This is a genomic window from Frankia sp. Mgl5, from assembly GCF_023242985.1.
GTDB classification, from domain to species: Bacteria; Actinomycetota; Actinomycetes; order Frankiales; family Frankiaceae; genus Parafrankia; species Parafrankia soli.
Genome location: NZ_JALKFY010000301.1, coordinates 1 through 243 on the forward strand (window position 1 = coordinate 1; position 243 = coordinate 243).

1 protein-coding gene is annotated in these 243 nt (G+C 52.7%); it reads left to right on the forward strand.

Going from position 1 to position 243, the window contains the following annotated elements; all coding sequences use genetic code 11:
- Positions 1–243, forward strand: a 243-nt coding sequence (locus MXD62_RS09430; protein WP_248828980.1) for a phosphopantothenoylcysteine decarboxylase, incomplete at both ends; no start/stop codon positions are given.

Consider the following 243-nt stretch of genomic DNA (forward strand, 5'->3'; position numbering starts at 1 on the left):
CAACAAGCGGGAACAAGATTTGAGCGGAAAGCGCGTTTTGATTACAGCCGGTCCTACTCGCGAAAAAATTGATCCGGTTCGCTATATTTCCAACCACTCCTCCGGGAAAATGGGGTATGCGCTGGCGGAAGCTGCTCGTGATCGCGGCGCACAAGTCACTTTGATCAGTGGCCCGACCGCTTTGCCGCAGCCTGATAAGATTGCGTTTGTTGGCGTGGAATCAGTGATGGAGATGTATCATGC